Origin of the sequence: Pseudomonas jilinensis, assembly GCF_003586265.1 — a bacterium.
GTDB classification, from domain to species: Bacteria; Pseudomonadota; Gammaproteobacteria; order Pseudomonadales; family Pseudomonadaceae; genus Halopseudomonas; species Halopseudomonas phragmitis.
Map to the genome: position 1 here is coordinate 109474 of NZ_QJSA01000010.1, position 20120 is coordinate 129593.

Sequence of the window (20120 nt, forward strand, 5' to 3'; positions counted from 1 at the left end):
CGCCTTCTACAAGCGCGTATGAGCCTGGCGATCCGAGCCATACCCGTAAAACTGCCAACCTTCCAGCGGCACCATGTCACGGCCGGTTGGACCACAACAATGCCAGCAAGGATTCAAGCCATGAACGCGAGACGTGAGGCCGCCAGAGGTTGCCTGATCGCACTGATACTGATGGGGAATAGTGCCTGGGCGCAAAAGCCCGGATCACACCAGCAAGCCGCAGTGGACGATATCACCCGGTTGCCTGCGACGGTTGTCACCGCTACCGCCTCCGTGCGCGACGAGAGCAACGCGCCAGCCAGCGTGAGCGTCATCCGCGGCGCCACCCTGCGCAACCAGCCCGTCCATGACCTGGCAGATGCCGTGCGCAACAGCGTCGGGGTCGATCTGGAGAACGTCGGCCTGGGGCGGCGCGGCATTTCCATTCGCGGCATGAGTTCCGAACATACACTGATGCTGATCGACGGCCAGCGGATCAATATCTCCGCATCAGCCATTGCCCACTCGGATTTCGAGCTGGGCTGGATACCCACCGAAGCCATCGAACGGATCGAAATCGTACGCGGGCCCATGTCATCGCTGTATGGCTCCGAGGCACTCGGCGGTGTCGTCAATGTGATCACCCGCTCCGCCACCGATCACTGGCAAGGTTCGTTCAGCAGTTATGCAACGATCAACGACCACAGCCTGGACGGCAATCAGTACAAGACTGGGTTCTATCTGGGCGGGCCGCTGGTGCCAGGCAAGCTGGGACTGAATGCCTGGGGTGAGTTCAGGCACCGGGAGGCCCTGCGTGATGCAGAGAACCGCGCCCTGGCGGCACTGGATGATCAACGAGCGCTGAACGGCCACCTGGGACTAAGCTGGACGCCCGACGCCAACCAGCGCATCGACGCCTCGCTAGAGGCAGGCAATGAAGATCAGAAAGGCGCACGCAGCAGCACCGCAAGCCCTTTCTACAAGGTCGAAAACGATGTTCAGCGCCGCCGCTACTCGCTATCGCATAGCGGTGACTGGCACTGGGGCCAGTCCCAACTGCGGCTGTATCGTTCCACTCTGGAGCGCAAGGCTTACCGCAGTGATGGCGGCAATGCCAGCGGCCCCAATACCTTTACCGACACCGTACTGGACGGACGGACAGGCTTCATGGTCGGCAGCCATCACAAGCTGACCCTGGGTGCCGAAACCCGGCGTGAAAGCCTGGAAGACCCTACGGTCAACCGCCGTGGCAAGCAGTCTCAGGATCATTACGCGCTGTTCGCCCAGGACGAAATGTGGCTAGGCCGGCAATGGGAGCTGGTATTGGGCAGTCGCTTCGACCGCCACCAGGACTTTGGCTGGGAAACCAGCCCACGGGCCTACCTGATGTTCCATGCCAACGATGAGCTGACCTTCAGGGCCGGGGCCGGGCGCGGCTTCAAGGCGCCGTCGCTTAAGCAGCTGTCGCCGGAATTCGAGTCACGCGCCGCCATCGGTGGACGCGGCATCATCCGCGGCAACCCGGACCTGAAGCCGGAAACCAACCAGTCCCACGAACTCGGCGCCACACTTGACCGGGGACGCTGGACCACCAGCGCCATGCTGTTCCACAACGATGTGAAAAACCTGATCGAGACCGTGCGCCAACCCACCTGTTTCGAGCCAGGCCGCATCTGCCTGGAGTACGAAAACATCGCCAAGGTGCGTCTGCAGGGACTGGAGCTTAGCGCTGGCGTGGATCTGCTGACGAACCTGAGACTGGACAGCAACTACACCTACCTGGACGCTATTGACCGCAGCGCCGACCAGCGCCTGGCCGACCGCTCCCGCCACCGCGCCAACGCCACACTGGCCTGGGCCGTACAACCGCAACTGGCCACCCGGCTGCGCAGCGAATACCACGGCTCGCAGTACCGCTCGGCCACCGAACGCGATCGGCCCGGATATACCCTGCTGAGCTGGTATGTGGACTATGAGCTGAACCACAACCTGAGCCTGCATGGCGGGATCGAGAACCTGACCGACAAGCGCCTGGCCAACGATGACCCCGAGCGTTACGACCGCGCCGATGAAGGCAGGCGCTACTTTGTCGGTCTGAGTGCGAGGTTCTGATGCCGCTGCTGCGTTGTCTCAGCGCTGTTGCCGCGCTACTCCTGTCCGGGCTGGCAATGGCCCAGAGCGCCGGCCCGGTGGTCCTGTTCCTGCACAACAGCTTCGTGTCAGCGGAGAAGTTCCATCTTTTGCAGCCTACTGCCCAGTCGCAACAGTTGCAGCTTGAGCATCTGAATGTCGAAACCAGTGACGCCGATGCGTTGCTGGCGGCCATCGAGCGTAGCCAGCTGGTGGTGCTCGATGTACCTCGGCCAAATGACCGGGCCCGGGTCAGCGCTGTGGTGCAGCCACTGATCACTGACCAGCCGCTACTGACCGTCGGCGGCGGTCCGCCGGCCTGGGAGCGGCTGCCGGCCCCGGTGGGTGGCGCACTGGCGGGACTGTATGGCGCTGGCGGTGTAAGCAACTTCCAGCGGTTCTTCCAGTTGCTTCACGCGCTGCTACACGGGGAGCCAATCCCGCCGGCCCTGCTGACGGCTCCCGAACGCCTGCCCGCCACCGGCTTCTACCACCCGCAGGCACCGCAGCTGTTCAGCCGCCAGCAGGATTATCTGGCCTGGCAGGCAACACGGGCGCAGAATTTCAACGGCAGCGTCGCCTACCTGATTCATTCGGGCGTAGTCGGCGACATGCTGACCCGCGAGCTAGACCAACTGATCGAGCACAGCGAGGCCGCCGGCCTGCTGCCGCAGGTGTTCTGGTTTGACGCCTCGCAGGAGCAAGGCTTACCTGGCGTGTTCAGCCACCAATTCCCGGATGTACTGGTCAACCTGACCCACATGCAAAATGGCTCGGCCCGCAGCCGGGATTTCCTGGAACTGGACATTCCGGTTATCCAGACCTTGCGCTTTCGCGACGGTGAAGCCCGTGACTGGCCACAGGCAAGCAGTGGCGTTAGCCCAGGCACGACCGCGGTTTTCCTCGCCGGGCCTGAAGGCTGGGGGATTAGTGACCCCCTGGTGCTGTCGGCCAGCACAGCGGGGGTGGATGATCTGTTGCCAGCCCAGGCCGATGCACTGATTGCCAAACTGCAACGACTGGTCGCCTTGCGCCGCACAGCCGCCCAGGACAAGCAACTGGCGCTGATGTTCTGGAACTACCCGGCTGGCGAGAAAAACCTGGGCGCCTCCAACCTCAACCTGCCACGCAGTATCGTCTCCATCCAGCAGGCCTTATTGGCCGAAGGGTATCGGGTTGGCCCACCTGTTACCGAACAACAGGTGATCAGCAAGGCCCAGCGCATGCTCGGCGCGCTCTATGGCAGCGTCGCCCTGACCACTCTGCTGGCTGAGGATCTGGCCGTTTCTTACCCGCTGAGCGAGTACCAACGCTGGCTCGACAGCTTGCCCCAACGCCGCCGGCTCGAACTGCAGCAGGCCGGCGCGGCAAGCCAACACCGCGCCGTACACCAGATTGATGGCGAACGCTATTTCATCATCCCGCGCTGGCAGCTCGGAAATCTGCTGATCATGCCGCAAATGCCGCGCCAGGCCGAACCCCACGATCACTATCACGATACCGCCAGCGCCCCCGACCATCTGTACCTGGCGGCCTATCGCTATCTGCAAGACCGCCATGCCCTGATTCACCTGGGTACCCATGGCACCCAGGAGTGGCTGCCGGGCAAGGATCGCGGCCTGGCGGCCGATGACTACCCCTGGCTGAGCGCCGGCCACCTGCCGATCTTCTACCCATACATTCAGGACAACGTGGGCGAAGCCATTCAGGCCAAACGCCGTGGCCGCGCGGTGACCATCAGCCACCAAACGCCCCCCTTCGCCCCGGCCGGACTCTACGACCAACTGCGAGACCTGCACCATCTGATTCACGAATATGAGCAACTGGACGCCGGCATGGTCCGCCATCAGGTCTCCGAGCAGATCCGCACGACGGCGATTGCCGCCCACCTGCACAAGGATCTGGGCTGGAGCGAACAGCAAAGCGCCAGCGATTTCGACACGTTTTTCCAACAACTGCACGACCATCTGCACGAACTGGCCCGTATAGCCATGCCACTGGGCCTGCACACCTTTGGTCAGCCGGCTGAACAAGCGCAGCGCATCAGCACCATCATGCAGCAGCTTGGTGAGCCCTTCTATGCGACCCTGGATACCGACAGCGAGGAGCTGTTTGTCAGTGATCACTCCGAGTTGCCGGACAGCCCGGCCTACCGTGCCGTGCGCCAGATGCTCGACAGCGAGCAGACCCAGCACTTGCCCGCTGCGCTAGCGGCCCATGCTGAACGGGCCCGGGAACTGGACCGGCACCTGCGCGATACCCAGGAAAATGAGGCCCTGTTGGCCGGCCTGGCCGGACGCTTCGTCGCTCCAGGCCCCGGCGGCGATCCGATCCGCAACCCGGATGTGCCCAGCGGGCGCAACCTGTACGCCTTCGAGGCGGACAAGATACCGGCACGGGCCGCCTACCAAAGCGCGGCCCACGCCCATGAGCAACTGCTGCAGGCATTTCGGGCTGAACATGGCGGTGAATGGCCAGAAAAGCTGGCTTTCAGTCTGTGGTCGTCAGAAGCCATCCGCCATCTGGGCGTTACCGAGGCCCAGATACTCCACGCCCTGGGCCTGCGGCCGGTCTGGGACGCAGGCGGGCGGGTAAGCACGCTGGAGATCATTCCGGCCGCCGAGCTGGGCCGCCCGCGCAGCGATGTGGTGGTGCAGGTTACCGGGGTCTATCGTGACCAGTTCGACAGCTTCATGCGCCTGCTGGACGATGCCCTGCAACGCCTGGCCGAACTGGATGAACCCGGCAACCCCATCGCCGACAACAACCGCCGAATCGCCGCCAGCTTGCAGGATCACGGCATGAGTGCTGAGCAGGCGGCCGCCGCTGCAGGCTATCGGATCTTCAGTAACGCACCGGGTGAATACGGCACCGGCGTGCCTGAGCTCGCACTGCGCTCAACAGAATGGGATGACGAAGCCGAATTGGCCCAGCAGTTTCTTGCCAGCAGCCGGCACGCCTACGGCAGTCAAGGCTGGGGTGACAACCCGCCACAGGCTAACCTGCTGGCCGAGCAGTTGCGCGGCACCCAGGTCGCCATCATGTCGCGCTCATCCAACCTGCACGGCGTACTGTCGACCGATCACCCGTTCGAGTTTCTTGGTGGATTGTCCGCCGCCATCCGCCACCTCGACGGCAAGGCTCCGCAGTTGCTGATTTCCGACCTGCGTAGCAATGAGGTCAAAACCACTGCCCTGGCTCGTTTTCTCGCCGACGAGTTGCGCGTCCGCTACCTCAATCCACACTGGATTGGCGCCATGCAGCAGGAAGGCTATGCCGGGACGCTGGAGGTACTCAACGCCACCAACAACCTGTTTGGCTGGCAAGCCGTGGATACCTCAAGCGTGCGTGATGATCAATGGCAGGCGCTGTTCGATACCTATGTCAGCGATACCCGCGAGCTGGGTACAGGCCAGTGGTTCGAGCAACACAACCCCACCGCCCAGGCACAGATACTCGAACGCATGGCCGAAGCCATGCGCAAGGGCTACTGGGATGCATCAGCACAGACCCGTCAGCAACTGGCCGAGCGCTGGCAGCAGTTGCAACAGGAGTTTGCCGTGGATAGCGGCAGCCCGCTGACCCGCCAGTTCATTGCCGACATGGCCCAGGGTTTCGGCCTGGACGGTACAGCCCCAGACCTTGCCAACTCGGCCCCAGCCGAGACCAGCAATGCAGCCGCCGCAACAGCCAGCGAGCAGCCCTTGCAGCAGGTTGAGGGACAGATGCTGGAGCCCGTCGAACCACCAGCAGCCGAAGACCTCAGCCGCCAGCTCTGGGTTCTGGCACTGATGCTGTTGCTGATCAGCGGCGGCGCTCTCCGGCAGCTGCGCCAAACCACTCAACCCACCCCATGACTACACGGGAAAACCGAGAGCCCCATGACCGTATTTACTGAAATTGAAACGCTGCTATACGCCGTATCCCGCCTGTTTCTGGCCCCGGTAATGCTGCTGATCGCTCTGGCTCTGGCCTATGCCCTGGTGGTGCTGGGTGCTTTTGCCGTGGAGGCCTGGCAACGACGCCAAGGCACGCATGGCCATGCACTGTTTGTTCATGCCCGGAAAGGCAACGGCACCTGGCTGGCCAGTGACGATCTTGAGCTGTGGATCATGCAGCGCCTGGAATGGCTGCGTATCGTGTCGCGTACCGCCCCCATGCTTGGTTTGATCGCCACCATGATCCCGATGGGACCGGCTCTGCTGGCTCTGGGCAACAACGATGCCGGAGCTGTCGGTCGCAACATGGTCGCTGCCTTCTCAGCCGTGATCCTGGCGTTGCTGGCGGCCAGCATCTGCTTCTTCATCCTCACCGTGAAACGTCGCTGGCTGCTTGAGGATCTGCGCCAGATCGAACGCCAGCGCCAGGACGGGGGCAGGCTCTGATGCGCTTTCTCGACGATGAAGACAACGACCCTATGCTGTCGGTCGTCAACCTGATAGACCTTTTTCTGGTCATTATCGGCATTCTGCTGATAGTGATCGCCCAGAACCCCCTGAACCCTTTCACCCAGGACCGCGTAGTCGTTATCGAAAACCCGGGTGAAAGCGACATGCGCATTACCATCAAGGATGGCCAGGAACTGACCCGCTATGAATCCAGCGGCGAAGTCGGCCAGGGCCAGGGCGCCCGCGCGGGGGTAACCTACCGTCTAGATGACGGCCGCATGATCTATGTGCCGGAGAGCTGAGCAACCATGAAAAACACCCCCCTTACCGCCGAAACACTGCTGCGCGAGCCCGCGCAGAACTACATGAATGAAGCCCAGCAAAGCTTCTTCCGGGAATTGCTGCTAAGCCAAAAATATGAGCTGCAGGAAAGGATCGACAACGAATTCCGCGACCTGCGCGAATACCAGCCGGAAAGTGATCCGGCCGATATCGGCAGTAGCGAAGAACAGCGCCAGTGGCAGTTGCGCATGCTGGAGCGGGAAAAGAAGCTGCTGGACAAGATTGACCAGGCGCTTGAGCGCCTGGCTCGGGGTGAGTACGGCTGGTGCGAGGAAACCGGTGAACCCATTGGCCTGCAGCGCTTGCTACTGCGCCCCACCGCCACCCTGTGCATTGAAGCCAAGGAGCGGCAGGAGCTCAGGGAAAAGCATCAGCGCGAGCGCTGAGCGTCAGCGCCTGGCCAACCGCCACAGCCGGGCAATATCCACACTCCGGGCCTGAAGTTGCTGCGCCGCAGCGTCCAGCGCGTTCTCCAGCGCCATGGGCCCCGGAGTCAGGCTGAAGGCGGCATCGATGCCAATCTCGTACAGGCGCTGATAACCTTCACCGAGACTGCCGGCCAGGGCGATCACCGGAACCCCGGCAGCACGCGCGATCCTGGCCACCCCGGCCGGGGTCTTGCCGTGCAGGGTCTGGCCATCGAGCCGGCCTTCGCCGGTGATCACCAGATCGGCGCCCTGCACCGCTTCGGCCAGACCGGACAACTCGGCAACCAGTTCAACCCCCGGGCGGAAGCTGGCTGCCAGAACCGCCCGTGCGGCAAACCCCAAGCCACCTGCCGCGCCTACCCCCGGTACATCGCGCTCATCACGGCCCAGAGTCTGGGCCATGACGTCGGCAAAATGCCCCAGCGCCCGGTCAAGCAGCTCGACCTGAGCGGCAATCGCACCTTTTTGCGGGCCGAACACCTGCGAAGCCCCCCGCGGTCCGCACAGGGGATTATCGACATCGGCAGCCACTTCGATGCGCGCAGTGGCCAGACGCGGATCCAGGCCACTCAGATCAATCCGCTGCACGTTGGCCAGCGCCGCACCACCCGGCGCCAGTGATCGGCCGGCGGCATCCAGCAGCCGTGCGCCCAGAGCCTGGAGCAGGCCGGCCCCGGCATCATTGGTGGCACTGCCACCCAGCCCCAGGATAATCCGCGTCGCCCCGGCATCCAGCGCTGCGCCTATTAGTTCACCGGTGCCAAAACTGCTGGTGCGGGTAGCATCGCGACGCGCCAGCGGCACCCAGTGCAAACCACTGGCGGCAGCCATTTCGATCACGGCCCGGCCATCGCCCAGCCAGCCCCAATGAGCCTCTACCGGCTCACCCAGCGGCCCCTGAACAGTCACACTGCGGCGTTCGCCACCGCTGGCGGCCAGCAGCGCGTCAACCGTGCCTTCGCCACCGTCGGCCATCGGACACAGGCGAATGTCGGCCTGGGGATAAACCTCGCGCCAGCCGGCAGCGATGGCCTTGGCCACCTGTGGGGCGCTGAGGCTTTCCTTGAATGAATCGGGGGCGATAACCAGTTTCATGTTCATTACAGCAGTACCAGACTCAACAGCCAGACAGTAAGGATACCAGCCAGCCCCTGGACCAGCGTGGCCATGGTCTGGGCCTTGTAGGCGGTAGCCACATTCATGCGGCTGAACTGGGTAACCACCCAGAAGAAGCTGTCATTGGCGTGCGACACGGTCATCGAGCCTGCACCAATGGCCATCACTGTCAGAACCCGCCCCATATCGCTGTCCAGCCCGAGCTGGCCAAGCAGCGGCGCCACCAGCGCCGAGGTGGTGACCAGCGCCACCGTGGTCGAGCCCTGAGCCGACTTCAGCGCGGCCGCCACCAGGAACGGCATGAACAGACCAATCCCCAGGGTCGATAGGGTTTCTCCCAGATAGTCACCCAGCGGCGTGGCCCGCAGGACCGCACCAAAGGCGCCACCCGCACCGGTGATCAGCAGGATCGGCGCGGCAGACTGAATGCCTTCAACCACCCGGTCATGGAACTCCTGACGCTTGTTGTCCGCTTTCAATAAGCTGCAGGCCAGCCCCAGGCCCACTGCGAGCGCCATGACCGGCTGGCCGAGGAAACTCAGCACAGTGAACAGCCAGCCTTCGCCAAAGGGCTTGCCCGGCAGACCGGCGATAGTCCCCAGACAGATCAGGGCAATCGGCACGAAGATCGGTGCAAAGGCCTGGGTGGCGCTGGGCAGGGTGCCGTAGCGGGCGCGCATCTGTTCGTAATCCTCGCTGGCCAGCAGTGGCGCACCGTCGTCTTCCAGCGCAATGTCCTTGCCAATAAAGCGGTTGGCCCACCACATCCCGGCCAGAGCGGTAATGAAGGACACCAGCAGACCAACCAGAATCACCAGCCCGAGGCTGGACTCCAGGCCCAGATTGCCGGCGGCCGCAATCGGCCCCGGGGTCGGCGGAACAAAGGTGTGGGTGGCGTACAGCCCGGTGGCCAGCGCGACGCTCATGGCGATCACCGAGATTTTCATCCGCGCGGCCAGAGCGTTCTTCAGCGAGTTGAGAATCACATAGCCGGAGTCGCAGAACACCGGCACCGAGACCAGATAGCCGATGATCGACATGGTCAGGGTTGGAAAGCGCTCACCCAGCAAGCGGATCACGGTTTCAGCCATGGTGATCGCCGCACCGCTGCGCTCAAGGATCACCCCGATGATAGTTCCCAGAGCAATGACGATACCGATGTAACCGAGAATGCCGCCAAAACCGCTGGTGATGTGCTTGACGATATCCACCGCCGGCACCTGATAGGCAAAACCGGCCAGCAGCGCGGCGCCGAGCAGGGCAAGGAAAGGGTGCAGCTTGAGGCGAGTCGTCGCCAGAACAATGAACGCGATCAGTACGACCAGAATCAGAACCAGGCCCATGGATGGCCTCCTTTCTTATTGTCTTGTCCGTCGATGATGCCAGGGCTCCCGCACACTCACAGCAACGGCGGTGTATGCGAAGCTCCCTCGGCCAGCCGTTCATTGTCGCCCAGCATCAGCACAAAATCCTCGGACACAGGCACGGTATCCATGGGTCAAATCGAAGTAAAAATTGTGCATACGCACAATTCAGTCATGATCCATCCCCTGCAACAAGGCCAGCGCCAGGCTCAGGCGCTGACGTGGCTCGGCCTGAAACAGCTCCAGCCCGGTCACCCGACTGATGCGCTCCAGCCGGTAGCGCAGGGTGTTGCGATGAATCCCCAGACGTTGGGCGCACAGTTGGCTCTGGGCGCCGCATTCAAGCCAATCACGCAGGGTCGCTTCCAGCACGCCCTGACCATCGACCTGGCGCAGCGCCCGCACCGGCGCCAGCAAACGCTGAACCAACCAACTGCGACGCTGGGCATAAAGCAGTACCAGCACCTGTTGGTCGGCCAGATAAAGCAGCCGCGCAGCCTGTGCCACGTCAGCATAGTCGCGCAGAGTACCGAGCGCCTGACAGGCTTCGCGCAATTCGGCCAGTCGTTCGACCGGCTCGGCGACCAACAGCCGGGTTACCGGCCAAGCGCGTCGTTCGGCCTGCGCCAGCCAGGCCTGATCGGCCTCAGGTTCCTGGGGCGAACGCAACCACAGCAACTGATGACGACCCAGCGGCAACAGCAGTGGCCCGGTCCGCTCACGCAACAGATGGGCGGCGTCAGCACGCCCATCCAGACAGATCAGTGCGGCCTGCAACGGCCAGTGCAAGGTCAGTTCCAGGCGCTCCAGTTCACTGGCCAACGCCGGTAGCGGGTAATCGCTGTCCAGCAATTCAGACAGCCAGCGCTGCAATTGCTGCTCTTGCCACTGTCGTTCGGCCTGCAAGGCACGCTGCTCCACCAGCATTTCCGCCGTCATGCGCACCAGTTCGGCGAACGGTCGAACTTCCTCGGGATCACCGGTAATCCCGAGCACGCCCACCAGTTGCCCGGCGTTGAACAGCGGCAGGTTGACGCCGGGCCGCACCCCCTGCAGGCAGGCGGCAGCCTGGGCATCGAGCTCTACCACGCGCTGGTTGCTGAGTACCAGTTGGGCGCCCTCGTGACGGGTATGCAGGCGCTGGCGATCTCCGCTGCCAATAATCAGCCCACGCGTATCCATCACGTTGATGTTGTAAGGCAGGATAGCCATGGCCCGGTCAACAATATCCTGGGCCAGGCCGGCGTCGAGTTCGATCATCAGGGCTCTCCACGAATTGAATTGAGCATACCAGGCCCCGCTGTCATCAGTCCGTCATCGCCTTGCGGCACAGTGTTCGGGTACTGCCCGACAGCCACCCCGGGAGGATGCCAGCATGGCTTTTGATCCTGATTACCGTAGTGACACCAGTACCAGCAACCTGCGCAGGGAGCGCCGGCGCGAAGAAGACAAAAAGCGCATGGCCTATCGCCGCGCCATTGAGGACTACCGCGACAGCCAGGCTCTGCACGCCCAGGTCTGCGACTATCCGGAGCTGATGAGCAGGCAGCGCGAGCGCTGGCTGAACGTCTAAGACGCTACTCAGCCAGCAACAAAGCGCTCGGCCAGGGTCCGCACCTGGACCCGCTCTTCGCGCAGGAATGCCAGGAAGGCCTCAGCCACCGGGCTCAGCCGCTTGCCGCGGGCATGCACCGCGCACCAGCTGCGGTACAGCGGCAACTCGCTGAAGTCCAGCCGGACCAGTTCGCCACTGCGCAGGTAAGGCGCCGCCGCGTGCTCACTGACCAGCGCCACTCCCAGGCCGGCCAGTGCGCCGTGTACCATGCTTTCGCCCGAACCCATCTGCATTAATTGCTGCAGATGCACTCGTTTCTGCTGGAAAAATTCATCGACCGCCTTGCGCGTCCCTGAGCCCGGCTCACGCTCGAGCACCACCTGCTGTTCCAGTGCCGTCAACGCCAACTCCGCCTGCCCGGCCAGTGGATGGCCGGGATGGGCCACGGCGATGATCGGGTTGTTCAGAAACGGAAAGAACTCCAGCGCCCGGTCTTCCGGCACCAGCGCCATCAGCACCACATCATCGCGATTGTCCTGCAAGCGCTGGATCACCTGCGATCGGCGGGTCACCTCCAGACGAAAAACCACCTCCGGATAACGTTGGCGAAAGGCCGCCAGCAGATGCGGTGTCAGGTACTGGATACTGCTGACCACCGCCAGCCGCAGCTCACCGCGCAGGCTGCCCTGCAGGCTCGACAACTGCATGTCGAGGCTATCCAGACGATTGAAGATATCCTCGCTGGCCGCCAGCAGGCTAACGGCCGCCTCGGTCAGATAAAGCTTTTTGCCAACATATTCAAACAGTGGTGCGCCGACCTGCTCTTCCAACTGACGGATCTGCTGGCTGACCGCAGGCTGGGTCAGCGCCATGTCCTCGGCCGCCCGGCTGTAGGACTGACTGGAGCACACCGCCTGGAACACCTGCAACTGCCGCAGGGTCATGCGGAGCAAGGACTTGCGCATGATGGTCTAACCTTTAGAGATGAATGAAATGAGTATTCATAAGCAATAGCTTATATCTGATCCAATAATTATTCATTTCACTTGATGGGTCGCCAGGCGTAGCTTGGTTGTACCCGATCACCACCACGAGGAAACGGCCGTGATCAAGAAAATCCTGATCGCCAACCGGGGCGAAATTGCCGTACGTATTGTCCGCGCCTGCGCGGAGATGGGCATTCGCTCGGTCGCGGTGTACTCCGACGCCGACCGTTATGCCCTGCACGTCAAACGGGCCGATGAGTCCTACAACATCGGCAGCGACCCGTTGGCCGGTTACCTGAACCCCCGGCAACTGGTCAATCTGGCGGTTGAAACCGGCTGTGATGCTCTGCACCCAGGCTATGGCTTCCTGTCGGAAAACGCTGAACTGGCAAAGATCTGCGCCGAACGCGGGATCAAGTTCATTGGCCCAAGCGCTGAGGTCATCAGCCGCATGGGTGACAAGACCGAAGCCCGGCGCAGCATGATCGCCGCCGGAGTACCGGTCACCCCCGGTACCGAAGGCAATCTGGCCAACCTCGGCGAAGCTTTGAGCGAAGCCGAGCGCATCGGCTATCCAGTCATGCTCAAGGCCACCTCCGGCGGCGGTGGCCGGGGCATCCGTCGCTGCAACTCGCGCGACGAACTGGAACAGGCCTGGCCACGGGTGATTTCCGAAGCAACCAAGGCGTTTGGCTCAGCCGACGTATTTCTGGAAAAGTGCATCGTCAATCCCAAGCACATTGAAGCGCAGATTCTGGCCGACAGCCACGGCAATACCGTGCACCTGTTCGAACGTGACTGCTCGATCCAGCGGCGCAACCAGAAACTGATAGAGATCGCACCCAGCCCGCAACTGACTCCCGAGCAGCGCGCCTATATTGGCGATCTGGCGGTACGCGCGGCCCAGGCGGTCGGCTATGAGAACGCCGGCACTGTGGAGTTCCTGCTCGCCGATGGCGAGGTGTACTTCATGGAAATGAATACCCGGGTCCAGGTCGAGCACACCATTACCGAGCAAATCACCGGCATCGATATCGTTCGCGAACAGATCCGCATCGCCTCCGGCCTGCCGCTATCGATCAAGCAGAGCGATATCCAGCACCTGGGTTACGCCATCCAGTTCCGGATCAACGCCGAGGACCCGAAGAACAACTTCCTGCCCAGCTTCGGCAAGATCACCCGCTATTACGCCCCGGGCGGCCCCGGGGTCCGGGTCGATACCGCGATTTATACCGGCTACACCATTCCACCCCACTACGATTCGATGTGTCTGAAGCTGATCGTTTGGGCCCTGAGCTGGGACGAAGCCCTGGACCGCGGCCTGCGTGCGCTGGACGACATGCGTCTGCAGGGGGTCAAGACCACCACCGCCTACTATCAGGAAATTCTGCGCAATCCGGAGTTTCGCAGCGGGGTGTTCAACACCAGTTTCGTCGAGAACCATCCGGAACTGACCCAGTATTCGATCAAACGCAAACCGGAAGAGCTGGCGCTGGCGATTGCCACCGCGATCGCCGCCCACGCCGGACTATGAACAGCTTGAAGCTGGAAACTGACGCTGCAGGCCGCTCATGCGGATCCTGCCTGCAGCGTTCAGCTTCAAGCTTCCGCGTTACCTGGAGATGAGAGCCATGACCAAACGCATCACCGTCACCGACACCATCCTGCGCGACGCCCACCAGTCGCTGCTGGCCACCCGGCTGCGCACCGAAGACATGCTGCCGATCTGCCCGAAACTGGATCAGGTCGGTTACTGGTCACTGGAAGTCTGGGGCGGCGCAACCTTCGACGCCTGCATCCGCTTCCTCAAGGAAGACCCCTGGGAGCGCCTGCGCCAATTGCGCGAAGCACTGCCCAACACCCGCCTGCAGATGCTGCTGCGTGGTCAAAACCTGCTTGGCTATCGGCATTACAGTGACGACGTAGTACGCGCGTTCGTCGCCAAGGCCGCCGAAAACGGTATCGACGTGTTCCGCATCTTCGATGCGATGAACGATGTACGCAACCTGAAAACCGCGATTGAGGCGGTCAAGACTGCAGGCAAGCACGCCCAGGGCACAATCGCTTACACCACCAGCCCGGTGCACACGGTCAAGGCCTTCGTCGAGCAGGCCAAGGCCATGGCGGCGATGGGTGTGGAGTCGATCGCGATCAAGGACATGGCTGGCCTGCTCACCCCCTACGCCACCGCCGAACTGGTCAGCGCACTCAAGGCCGAACTGACCCTGCCGGTGTTCGTCCATTCGCACGACACCGCCGGTCTGGCCAGCATGTGCCAGCTCAAGGCTATCGAGGCCGGCGCTGATCATATCGATACTGCGATCGGCGCCATGGCCTGGGGCACCAGCCACGCCGGCACCGAATCCATGGTCGCCGCGCTCAAGGGCACCCCCTACGACACCGGCCTGGATCTGGAGCTGATCCAGGAAATCAGCATGTACTTCCATGAAGTGCGCAAGAAGTACCACCAGTTCGAGAGCGAATTCACCGGGGTCGACACCCGAGTGCAAGTCAATCAGGTGCCGGGCGGGATGATGTCCAACCTGGCCAACCAGCTCAAGGAACAGGGGGCGCTCAACCGTATTCAGGAGGTGTTCGAGGAAATCCCCCGAGTGCGCGCCGACCTCGGCTACCCCCCGCTGGTGACACCGACCTCACAGATTGTCGGCACCCAGGCGGTATTCAATGTCCTGGCCGAAGAGCGCTACAAGACCATCACCAATGAGGTCAAACTCTACCTGCAGGGCCGCTACGGCCAGGCCCCAGGGCCGATCAACGAAACCTTGCGGCGCAGTGCCATCGGCAACGAGGAGGTGATCGATGTGCGCCCGGCCGACCTGCTCAAGCCGGAAATGGACAAGCTGCGCAGTGACGTCGGCAGCCTGGCCCAGAGCGAGGAGGACGTGCTGACCTACGCCATGTTCCCCGACATCGGGCGCAAGTTCCTCGAAGAGCGCGCAGCCGGCAGCCTCAAGCCCGAAGCCCTGTTGCCGCCACCCGGCGCGGCGGGCAAGCCGGTGGCCCAGGAAGGGGTGCCGACCGAATTCATCATTGATGTGCATGGTGAAAGCTACCGGGTCGACATCACCGGGGTCAGCGTCAAGGGCGATGGCAAGCGGCATTTCTATCTGAGCCTGGACGGCATGCCCGAAGAGGCGGTGTTCGAGCCACTCAACTCCTTCACCGGCAGCTCCGGCAACCAGCGCAAGCAAGCCAGCCAGCCCGGCCATGTGACCACCAGCATGCCCGGCAACGTCGTTGAGGTACTGGTCGCGGTCGGCGACACGGTCAAAGCCGGCCAGGCAGTACTGGTCAGCGAGGCGATGAAGATGGAAAGCGAGATCCAGGCAGCGATTGCCGGAACAGTCAAGGCCGTACACGTGGCCAAGGGTGACCGGGTCAATCCGGGCGAGATTCTGATCGAGATCGAATAAGCCGACGCACGGGCACAGCAGACGGGAGGCTGAATGAACAAACTTGAGGATCTGCCAGAACCGGCAGCATTGTCACTGCGCAAGATCGTCGACGGCCACAAGTACTTTCACGATCAGGTGTACCCAGAGCAGCGGGAACTGTTCCACAAACTGGCCCACGAGCAGGCACCCAAGGTCATGTTCATCACCTGCGCCGACTCGCGGGTAGTGCCGGAACTGATCACCCAAAGCGCTCCCGGCGATCTGTTCGTCACCCGCAACGTCGGCAACGTGGTCCCGGCCTACGGGCAGATGATGGGTGGGGTCTCGACCGCCATCGAGTTCGCGGTCATGGCCCTGGGAGTACATCACATCATCGTCTGCGGCCATTCTGACTGCGGCGCGATGAAGGCCGTGCTCAACCCTGCCGAGCTGGAGCGCATGCCCACGGTAAAAGCCTGGCTGCGTCACGCCGAGGTCGCCAAAGAGGTGGTTCAGCAAAACTGCGCCTGCTGTTCGGCCGACTCGATGCTTGAACTGCTGACTGAGGAAAATGTGGTGGCCCAGCTCAATCACCTGAGCACCCACCCCTCGGTCGCCGCCCGACTGGCCAGCGGCGAGTTGTTCATCCATGGCTGGGTTTACGATATCGAGACCTGTCGTATCCGCGCCTACGATGCCGAGCGCGGCGAGTTCCGCCCGCTGGACGATGAATCGCTGCCCATGGCCACGCCCCGGGCCCGGTATCCGCAGCAGCGCTGAAGCATGACTACACTGACCTTGCAGACCTTAGCCTTGCAGCCCTAACAGGAGTTACCCCATGGGTTGGGATCCCGTTGTCCTGTTCTTCGTCTTCGGCCTGGTAGCCGGACTGGTGAAGAGCGAACTGAAACTGCCACCGGCACTATACGAAACCCTGTCAATCATCCTGCTGCTGGCCATCGGTCTGCACGGCGGGGTCGAGCTGGCCGCTCAAGCCAGTCCGGCGCTGCTCGGCCAGACCCTGGCGGTACTGGCCTTCGGTATAGTGCTGCCTTTACTGGCTTTCCCACTGCTGCGCGCACTGCGTTTCGGCCGTACCGATGCCGCCAGTATCGCCGCCCACTATGGCTCAGTCAGCGCCGGGACCTTCGCGGTGGTAATCGCCTACTTGCTGGCCCGCGAGATCGTCTTTGAAAGCTACATGCCGCTGTTCGTCGCGGTGCTGGAAGTGCCGGCGATCATCGTCGGTATCCTGCTGGCCAAAGGCGTCAGCCGCGATACTGACTGGAAAGCCCTCGGCCATGAAGTCTTTCTAGGCAAGAGCATCATGCTGCTGCTCGGCGGCCTGGTGATCGGCCTGCTGGCTGGCAAGGAAGGCATCAAGCCACTGGAGCCACTGTATACCAGCATGTTCAAACCGGTATTGGCGTTCTTCCTGCTGGAAATGGGCCTGATCGCTTCACGCCATCTGGGCAGCCTGCGCACGACTGGCGTGCGCCTGATCATCTTCGCCTTGCTGTTCCCGCTGCTCGGCGCCCTGCTTGGCGCCCTGCTCGGCCACGCCATGGGACTGTCGGTTGGCGGCATGACCGTGCTCGCCACTCTCGGCGCCAGCGGCTCCTATATCGCGGTACCGGCGGCCATGCGTCTGGCTCTGCCGGAAGCCAACCCGGCGCTGTCACTGACCGCTTCGCTGGGTATCACCTTCCCATTCAATATACTGGTGGGCATCCCCCTGTATCTGTCGCTGGCCGAATGGCTGGCCGCCTGAGGAGTTCGACATGGAACTGCCAACCCGTACCCTGCTAACCCTGATCTGTGAAGCGGCCCTGGAAAATCGCCTGATCAGGGATCTGGAACAGCTCGGCGCTCCCGGCTGGACGTTGTCCGACGCCCGCGGCAGCGGCACCCGCGGCATCCGCAGCGCCGACTGGGACACCGATGGCAATATTCGCCTGGAAGTGATTTGCAACCGCGAGCTGGCCGAACACATCGCCCGCCACCTGCAAGAGCGCTACTACGATAACTTCGCCATGGTTTGCTGGCTGAGCCAGGTCGAGGTGCTGAGGGCGGAGAAGTTCTGACCACCGGCTTATGTGGTTTAGTATCATTGTTCGCGTATAATGTCCGGCTTTTCATTTCCGTCCGCCGCCTGGCGGGCCTTTGAGCGAGGCAGCGAACGATGACCGCACTGGTTGGCGTGATCATGGGCTCCAAATCCGACTGGTCGACCCTGAGCCATACGGCCGACATGCTGGAACAACTGGGCATCCCCTACGAGGTCAAAGTAGTCTCGGCCCACCGCACTCCGGATCTGCTGTTCCAGTACGCCGAACAGGCCGAAGAGCGCGGCATCGAGGTGATCATCGCCGGTGCTGGCGGCGCCGCGCATCTGCCTGGCATGTGTGCGGCCAAGACCCATCTGCCGGTACTCGGCGTACCGGTGCAGTCGTCGATGCTGTCCGGGGTCGACTCGCTGCTGTCGATCGTGCAGATGCCAGCCGGCGTACCGGTGGCTACCCTGGCGATCGGCAAGGCCGGGGCGATCAACGCCGCGCTGCTGTCAGCAAGTATCCTCGGCGCCAAGCATCCGCAATTTCACCAGGCGCTGAAGCAGTTCCGCGCCCGCCAGACCGAAACCGTGCTGGACAATCCCGACCCGCGTCAGGCCTGAGGAAAGAACCATGAAGATCGGCGTTATTGGTGGTGGACAACTCGGACGCATGCTGGCCCTGGCTGGCACCCCGCTGGGCCAGCAATTCGCCTTTCTCGACCCTGCCCCGGATGCCTGCGCCCAGGCCCTAGGTGAGCATATTCGGGCCGACTACGGTGATCGTGACCATCTGCGCCAACTGGCCGATGAAGTCGATCTGGTGACCTTCGAGTTCGAAAGCGTACCAGCCGAAACCGTCGCCTTTCTGTCCCAGTTCGTGCCGGTTTATCCCAGCGCCGAAGCCCTGCGCATCGCCCGTGATCGCTGGTTTGAAAAGTCGATGTTCCAGGATCTGGGGGTACCGACCCCGGAGTTCGCCGATATCCAGTCGCAGGACAATCTGGATGCCGCGGTCAAACGCATCGGCCTGCCAGCCGTACTCAAGACCCGCACCCTGGGCTATGACGGCAAGGGCCAGAAAGTCCTGCGTCACCCCGAGGACGTTGACGGCGCCTTTGCCGAGCTGGGCAGCGTCCCCTGCATTCTTGAAGGCTTCGTACCTTTCACCGGCGAGGTGTCGCTGATCGCCGTACGTGGCCGCGATGGCCAGACCTGCTGCTACCCGCTGGTCCACAACAGTCACGAACAGGGCATCCTGCGGCTGTCGGTGGCCAGCACCAACCACCCGCTGCAAAGCCTGGCCGAAGACTATGCCAGCCGGGTGCTGGACAAGCTCAATTATGTCGGCGTGCTGGCCTTCGAGTTTTTCGAAGTCGACGGCGGCCTGAAAGCCAATGAAATCGCGCCCCGGGTCCACAACTCCGGACACTGGACCATTGAAGGCGCCGAGTGCAGCCAGTTCGAGAACCACCTGCGCGCCATCGCCGGCCTGCCGCTGGGCTCGACTGCCAAGGTCGGAGAAAGCGCGATGATCAACTTCATCGGCAGCGTGCCGCCGGTCGAGCAAGTCACCGCTCTCGCCGACTGCCACCTGCACCACTACGGCAAGGCCTTCAAGGCCGGCCGCAAGGTTGGTCACGCAACCCTGCGCTGCAGCGATTCAGCCGTGTTGCAGGCCCGCATTGATGAAGTGATGCAGTTGATCGACAAGGGCTAAGTCGTACTGGTCAAGCCGGCTGTGATCAGTGAAACTGCGACCCTGATTCTATGTCTCAGTTTCCACACCCACTGACACCGAGCCGACCCTATGCGCCATTGGTTGTTCTTGCTGATCTGCCTGCCCTTGCTGGCCCAGGCCACCCCGAAAACCCTCGACTGGCTCGACCTGTTGCCGGAAGAGGATTATCAGGCGCTGCTGGATATGCCGGAGATCGATCACGACTGGACCGAAGAGGCGCCGGGTACCTTTAGCGAAAGCCTGCGCCAGCGCGATGACAGCCTGCCCGAGGTGATGTATTCGACCCGGGTAGTGGCCGAACTGGACGGCCAGCAGGCACGAATCGCCGGCTTTCCGGTACCGCTGCAAACCAACGAACGCGGGCTTTTCACCAGTTTTTTCCTGGTCCCCTATGCCGGCGCCTGTATCCATGTACCACCACCGCCACCCAACCAGATCATTCTGGTTGACTACCCCAGGGGCATTGCCATCGACGATCTTTACGATGCCTTCTGGATCAGCGGCACACTGCATGTCGAGCAAAGCAGCAACGAGCTGGCCGATGCCAGTTACCGCTTCGACGCCGAACGGGTCTGGATTTACGACGGCGAATGACCGACCATCCCCCGCATGGGTGACCAGCCCAGTGCCGGTGATCCATTATGCT

General features: G+C 62.5%; 18 protein-coding genes. 14 read left to right on the forward strand and 4 right to left on the reverse strand.

From position 1 onward, the window contains the following. Positions 1-120: 120 nt before the first annotated feature. The 5 genes from C2846_RS12125 to dksA are packed head-to-tail and all read left to right on the forward strand — an operon-like array spanning position 121 to position 7225. The gene (locus C2846_RS12125) at positions 121-2091 is read left to right on the forward strand and encodes a TonB-dependent receptor domain-containing protein (protein ID WP_240638199.1); all 1971 of its coding nucleotides are present in this window, start codon (positions 121-123) and stop codon (positions 2089-2091) included. Continuing rightward, positions 2091-5966 (forward strand): cobaltochelatase subunit CobN, encoded by a 3876-nt coding sequence (gene cobN, locus C2846_RS12130; protein WP_119701554.1) that lies wholly within the window; start codon positions 2091-2093, stop codon positions 5964-5966. The genes C2846_RS12125 and cobN overlap by 1 nt, the downstream gene beginning before the upstream one ends. Before the next feature lie 24 nt (positions 5967-5990). Beyond that, the gene (locus C2846_RS12135; RefSeq protein ID WP_080048994.1) at positions 5991-6494 is read left to right on the forward strand and encodes a MotA/TolQ/ExbB proton channel family protein; all 504 of its coding nucleotides are present in this window, start codon (positions 5991-5993) and stop codon (positions 6492-6494) included. Further along, on the forward strand, positions 6494-6799 hold the full coding sequence (locus tag C2846_RS12140) for a DUF2149 domain-containing protein (RefSeq protein WP_080048993.1): 306 nt from the start codon (positions 6494-6496) through the stop codon (positions 6797-6799). The genes C2846_RS12135 and C2846_RS12140 overlap by 1 nt, the downstream gene beginning before the upstream one ends. Positions 6800-6805: 6 nt before the next feature. Then, a complete protein-coding gene (gene dksA / locus C2846_RS12145; RefSeq protein ID WP_080048992.1) occupies positions 6806-7225 on the forward strand; it encodes an RNA polymerase-binding protein DksA in 420 nt (139 codons plus the stop codon). Between the two features lie 3 nt (positions 7226-7228). Here dksA and C2846_RS12150 read toward each other — a convergent pair whose 3' ends face one another. The 3 genes from C2846_RS12150 to C2846_RS12160 all read right to left on the reverse strand — a co-directional run bounded on the left by C2846_RS12150 (position 7229) and on the right by C2846_RS12160 (position 11007). Beyond that, positions 7229-8362 (reverse strand): glycerate kinase, encoded by a 1134-nt coding sequence (locus C2846_RS12150; RefSeq protein ID WP_080051623.1) that lies wholly within the window; start codon positions 8360-8362, stop codon positions 7229-7231. A 5-nt stretch (positions 8363-8367) separates the two neighbouring features. Beyond that, entirely contained in the window at positions 8368-9726 is a 1359-nt protein-coding gene (locus tag C2846_RS12155) for a GntP family permease (protein ID WP_080048991.1), read from the reverse strand. A gap of 189 nt (positions 9727-9915) precedes the next feature. After that, positions 9916-11007 carry a sugar diacid recognition domain-containing protein gene (locus tag C2846_RS12160; RefSeq protein ID WP_119701555.1) on the reverse strand — a complete coding sequence of 364 codons (1092 nt, stop codon included), beginning with the start codon at positions 11005-11007 and terminating at the stop codon, positions 9916-9918. Between the two features lie 115 nt (positions 11008-11122). On the opposite strand from C2846_RS12160, the gene C2846_RS12165 reads away from it, so the two are divergent. Further along, a complete protein-coding gene (locus tag C2846_RS12165) occupies positions 11123-11320 on the forward strand; it encodes a hypothetical protein (RefSeq protein WP_080048989.1) in 198 nt (65 codons plus the stop codon). 8 nt (positions 11321-11328) lie between these two features. On the opposite strand, the gene C2846_RS12170 is transcribed toward C2846_RS12165, so the two are convergent. Continuing rightward, a complete protein-coding gene (locus C2846_RS12170) occupies positions 11329-12267 on the reverse strand; it encodes a LysR family transcriptional regulator (RefSeq protein WP_119701556.1) in 939 nt (312 codons plus the stop codon). Between the two features lie 139 nt (positions 12268-12406). Here C2846_RS12170 and C2846_RS12175 point away from each other — a divergent pair, with 139 nt between their 5' ends. The 8 genes from C2846_RS12175 to C2846_RS12210 all read left to right on the forward strand — a co-directional run bounded on the left by C2846_RS12175 (position 12407) and on the right by C2846_RS12210 (position 20068). Further along, complete coding sequence (locus C2846_RS12175) at positions 12407-13822, forward strand: acetyl-CoA carboxylase biotin carboxylase subunit (protein ID WP_080048987.1); 1416 nt, start codon at positions 12407-12409, stop codon at positions 13820-13822. 97 nt (positions 13823-13919) lie between these two features. Next, positions 13920-15722: a sodium-extruding oxaloacetate decarboxylase subunit alpha gene (gene oadA, locus C2846_RS12180; RefSeq protein WP_119701586.1), complete on the forward strand. Its 1803-nt coding sequence runs from the start codon at positions 13920-13922 to the stop codon at positions 15720-15722. Positions 15723-15755: 33 nt separating this feature from the next. Continuing rightward, positions 15756-16463 carry a carbonic anhydrase gene (locus tag C2846_RS12185; RefSeq protein ID WP_119701557.1) on the forward strand — a complete coding sequence of 236 codons (708 nt, stop codon included), beginning with the start codon at positions 15756-15758 and terminating at the stop codon, positions 16461-16463. Between the two features lie 58 nt (positions 16464-16521). Then, a complete protein-coding gene (locus C2846_RS12190) occupies positions 16522-17454 on the forward strand; it encodes a sodium-dependent bicarbonate transport family permease (RefSeq protein WP_080048985.1) in 933 nt (310 codons plus the stop codon). Between the two features lie 10 nt (positions 17455-17464). After that, positions 17465-17767: a P-II family nitrogen regulator gene (locus C2846_RS12195; RefSeq protein WP_080048984.1), complete on the forward strand. Its 303-nt coding sequence runs from the start codon at positions 17465-17467 to the stop codon at positions 17765-17767. 98 nt (positions 17768-17865) lie between these two features. Next, on the forward strand, positions 17866-18357 hold the full coding sequence (purE, locus tag C2846_RS12200) for a 5-(carboxyamino)imidazole ribonucleotide mutase (RefSeq protein WP_080048983.1): 492 nt from the start codon (positions 17866-17868) through the stop codon (positions 18355-18357). 10 nt (positions 18358-18367) lie between these two features. Beyond that, complete coding sequence (locus C2846_RS12205; RefSeq protein WP_119701558.1) at positions 18368-19453, forward strand: 5-(carboxyamino)imidazole ribonucleotide synthase; 1086 nt, start codon at positions 18368-18370, stop codon at positions 19451-19453. A gap of 90 nt (positions 19454-19543) precedes the next feature. Continuing rightward, positions 19544-20068 (forward strand): DUF3299 domain-containing protein, encoded by a 525-nt coding sequence (locus C2846_RS12210; RefSeq protein ID WP_080048981.1) that lies wholly within the window; start codon positions 19544-19546, stop codon positions 20066-20068. Positions 20069-20120: the final 52 nt, after the last annotated feature.

Bases quoted from the DNA above. Each gene is read 5' to 3' on its own strand.
- C2846_RS12125 (WP_240638199.1), top strand. From the start codon at position 121: ATGAACGCGAGACGTGAGGCCGCCAGAGGTTGCCTGATCGCACTGATA.
- cobN (WP_119701554.1), top strand. From the start codon at position 2,091: ATGCCGCTGCTGCGTTGTCTCAGCGCTGTTGCCGCGCTACTCCTGTCC.
- C2846_RS12135 (WP_080048994.1), top strand. From the start codon at position 5,991: ATGACCGTATTTACTGAAATTGAAACGCTGCTATACGCCGTATCCCGC.
- C2846_RS12140 (WP_080048993.1), top strand. From the start codon at position 6,494: ATGCGCTTTCTCGACGATGAAGACAACGACCCTATGCTGTCGGTCGTC.
- dksA (WP_080048992.1), top strand. From the start codon at position 6,806: ATGAAAAACACCCCCCTTACCGCCGAAACACTGCTGCGCGAGCCCGCG.
- C2846_RS12150 (WP_080051623.1), bottom strand. From the start codon at position 8,362: ATGAAACTGGTTATCGCCCCCGATTCATTCAAGGAAAGCCTCAGCGCC.
- C2846_RS12155 (WP_080048991.1), bottom strand. From the start codon at position 9,726: ATGGGCCTGGTTCTGATTCTGGTCGTACTGATCGCGTTCATTGTTCTG.
- C2846_RS12160 (WP_119701555.1), bottom strand. From the start codon at position 11,007: ATGATCGAACTCGACGCCGGCCTGGCCCAGGATATTGTTGACCGGGCC.
- C2846_RS12165 (WP_080048989.1), top strand. From the start codon at position 11,123: ATGGCTTTTGATCCTGATTACCGTAGTGACACCAGTACCAGCAACCTG.
- C2846_RS12170 (WP_119701556.1), bottom strand. From the start codon at position 12,267: ATGCGCAAGTCCTTGCTCCGCATGACCCTGCGGCAGTTGCAGGTGTTC.
- oadA (WP_119701586.1), top strand. From the start codon at position 13,920: ATGACCAAACGCATCACCGTCACCGACACCATCCTGCGCGACGCCCAC.
- C2846_RS12185 (WP_119701557.1), top strand. From the start codon at position 15,756: ATGAACAAACTTGAGGATCTGCCAGAACCGGCAGCATTGTCACTGCGC.
- C2846_RS12190 (WP_080048985.1), top strand. From the start codon at position 16,522: ATGGGTTGGGATCCCGTTGTCCTGTTCTTCGTCTTCGGCCTGGTAGCC.
- C2846_RS12195 (WP_080048984.1), top strand. From the start codon at position 17,465: ATGGAACTGCCAACCCGTACCCTGCTAACCCTGATCTGTGAAGCGGCC.
- purE (WP_080048983.1), top strand. From the start codon at position 17,866: ATGACCGCACTGGTTGGCGTGATCATGGGCTCCAAATCCGACTGGTCG.
- C2846_RS12205 (WP_119701558.1), top strand. From the start codon at position 18,368: ATGAAGATCGGCGTTATTGGTGGTGGACAACTCGGACGCATGCTGGCC.
- C2846_RS12210 (WP_080048981.1), top strand. From the start codon at position 19,544: ATGCGCCATTGGTTGTTCTTGCTGATCTGCCTGCCCTTGCTGGCCCAG.